At 66.3% G+C, this 2,973-nt stretch carries 2 protein-coding genes and 1 pseudogene; all 3 read right to left on the bottom strand.

Translation table 11 applies throughout. The features are described from left to right. Positions 1-1,560: tyrosine-type recombinase/integrase (locus ELR45_RS34170; protein ID WP_129670256.1), on the bottom strand; the 1,560-nt coding region annotated here is incomplete at its 3' end. Between the two features lie 137 nt (positions 1,561-1,697). Further along, positions 1,698-2,612 (bottom strand): tyrosine-type recombinase/integrase, encoded by a 915-nt coding sequence (locus ELR45_RS34165; protein WP_205857828.1) that lies wholly within the window; start codon positions 2,610-2,612, stop codon positions 1,698-1,700. Between the two features lie 28 nt (positions 2,613-2,640). Beyond that, positions 2,641-2,973 (bottom strand): annotated as a pseudogene (locus ELR45_RS34160) (DDE-type integrase/transposase/recombinase); the annotation flags it as partial.

The raw sequence follows: 2,973 nt of genomic DNA, 5'->3' as shown, positions 1-2,973 counted from the left end.
AGGCAGCTGACGAGGGGCGTCGTAAAGTGCCTCGACCTTCTCCGAGACGGTGAAGTACTCGTCGGCGACGGTCCGGTCAGCGATCTTGGCGTAAACCAAGGTCATGTGAAGCGAGCGATGACCGAGCAGCGCGGCGATCGCTTCCAGTGACATGCCCCGGTTGATCGCCTGGGTCGCCAGGGTGTGTCTGAGCCGGTGAGGCGAGACTCGCCCGATCCCTGCCGCCTCGCCGGCTTTGGCGACCGCAGCATCGACCCGCGAGGCGGGCATCGGTCGTCCCTGTTCGACGAAGATCAGCTTGCTGCGTAGTCCTTCCGGACGCCGAGCCAGCCATTGGTCGAGCAGCTCCTTCAACTGCGGGTGCAGAGGGATGTAGCGGTCGGTGTGCAGTTTGCCGACCGGCACGTGCAGCCAGTAGGCCGAACCGATCTGCACGACGGCATCGGTCGTGAGCGCGAGGTACTCGCCCTTGCGCAGGCCGGTGCGGGCGAGGAACTCCACGGTGAGCCGCACGAATGGGTCCTCGTCGGCGCGGGCGGCCTGCAGCAGCTTGGTGGCTGCGGCGTCGTCGAGGAAACGCGGCAGTGTCTCGTCCGGGATCGGCAGGTCGGAGGCGAGCACTGGCACCCGTGTTGGCGCGTCGGCGGTCTCCCACTCGAGTAGCCGGGTGAAGAATCCGCGCAGCGCGCAGAGTCGGTCTTTGATGGTGTGGCGGTGCAGCGGCCCACCCCGCAGCGCCGGGCGTTCGGCCAACCAGCGCTTGTAGGCCTCGACGTGTGACCGGCCGAGATCGGCGACGCATTGGGCCGCGGGGTCACGTTCGGTGACGAAGCCGGCGAACTCCCGTAGCGTGGCCTCGATGTTCTTCACCCGGCCCGGTCGTAGCGTGGTCGCCACCTGGTCCAGGTAGTCCCGCATTGTGGCGCGCATCCGTGGTGGCACTTTCGCCCATGCCGCCGCCCGCACGTTGGACTTCGTTTGGGCACGCTTGCGGGGCAACTCGTCAGTGACGCCGGCGTGAAACAGCGTCGCCTCAAGCCCGTAGATCGCGGTGGACAAGCCATGGCGAGAGTCGTGCCCGTAACGGTCGGCCGCATCCAGCAGCTCGTCACGGGCGGCATCGAGATCGGCGTGAGTCAACCGCTCGGGAGCCAGCCCGGTCAGGGCGCAGATCTGCCCGAGCACCGCCCACTGCGCCTGCGCGGTCTTGATGGGGAAGCTGAGCGTGGCCGCGGTGCTCATGAACAACGCGTGAAAGGCCGGCCAGTGATGAGCAAGGCTGACACCCAGCCTCGGCCGACGAGCCACCAGGTAGTCCGCGTTCGGCCGCAGTCGCCTGGTGGCGATCAACCAGGACACGAACCTGTGCACCGCATGGTTCATCGCGAGCTGCTCGTCCAACGGGAACTCGGCGAAGGTCTGCGGCTCGCCCACATGCGCGCAGAACCATCGGGCGCCCCACAGCACCTTGTGGTCAGGTCGCTGGCCGATATCCCACAGGTCGTTCTCGTAGGCTGTGACAAGATCCACCGCAGCGGGCGCGAGACGGTAAGCAGTCATGACAGCTCACCCACCTGACCAGTCTCGGCAGTGGAATCACGCTGGATCTCCGCGATCGCACGCGCATACTCCTCGGCCAGCCATCCGTTGGCCAGGTGCACGTAGATCCGGGTCGACTCGATCGAGCGGTGTCCGGCCTAGGCTTGCACCGCCTCCAGCGCCATCCCTGCTTCCCGCAGCCGGGTCAGACACGTGTGCCGCAGCTGGTGACAGGTAGCGTGCTCCAAACCAGCCCGCTCTCGAGCGCCAGCAAGTACCTGATCAAGTCCGGCTGCGGTCAACGGCTCACCCCGTGTCGGGCCGCGCAGCACCACGAACACCCGATCGGAGTCGACCACCTCGGGCCGTTCATGGTTGAAGTAGTTCGCCAGTGCGGAGAAGAACCGGTGCGAGACCGGCACGATCCGCTGGTGTCCGCCCTTGCCCTCGGCGATGAACAGCCGCCTCTCACCAGCGTGCACGTCCTGCATCCTCAGGCCCAGCACCTCGCAGCGACGCAGCCCACCCAGCAACATCGCCAGCACCATGGCCCGATCCCGGTGTCGACGCAACGCTGCCAGCAGCGCGTCCACCTCGATCGGCGTCAGCACACGAGGAAGCGTTCGCGGTGTCCGTAGCAACGGAATCCCGCGCACACCCCCGGCATGTGGTCGTCGGGTCGCCAGACCCTGCGGCACCGGATTGCGTCGAACGTCGACGTCGTCACGAGCGACCAGGTACGCGAACAGCCCAGACAAGCTGGCCAACCGGCGCTTGATCGTGCGAGCCGACAGACCAGCCTCGCCATCCTCCAGCCGCACCACACGCGATCCGCGCCGAGGCGCTCGCTGCGCGGACAAGAACGCGAACACGTCCGTCGTGGATACCCTCGCCGGCTCCTTGGCCACGACCGAGAAGAACACCTTCAGGTCATATGCAGTGGCCAACACGGTGTTCGGCCGACACCGGGCAGCGACGAACTCCAGGTAATCGTCGACCAGCGGGTCGCCAAGACTGACCCGGACCGAATCCTCCGGACCGGAAGATCGCAGCAAACACGGCGTCCACAACATCGGCGCTCCACGGCGACGGACACGACTATCATCGTCGCCGCGAGACTCCGATTGTGGGAGCGACACCCACATAACCTGCGAAATGCGCGAACGCCAGCCGGTGGCAGTCGAAGAACGTGACCAGGTCCATCGAGGTGACATACACACAGAACGGGTCCCGCGAGTACGACAACACCATGTGAAACGAGTACACCCGCGGTATGCCGACGTGAGCGAGAAGGTTTCCCTCGTCGCCCCAGTCCACCTGGGCCTGCGCTCCGGCCACGGTCTCGAACCGGCGATGCAGCCCGTGCAGCCGGTTCTCATCCCCGGCATCAAGTTCGGCGGCGATCCGCCCACGGGCCTCGGCCAGATACATCTT

This window comes from Phytoactinopolyspora endophytica (genome assembly GCF_004138495.1).
In the GTDB taxonomy this organism is placed as follows: domain Bacteria; phylum Actinomycetota; class Actinomycetes; order Jiangellales; family Jiangellaceae; genus Phytoactinopolyspora; species Phytoactinopolyspora endophytica.
The sequence above is the reverse complement of the archived record's forward strand: the minus strand, read 5'-3'. Positions and strand labels throughout refer to the sequence as shown.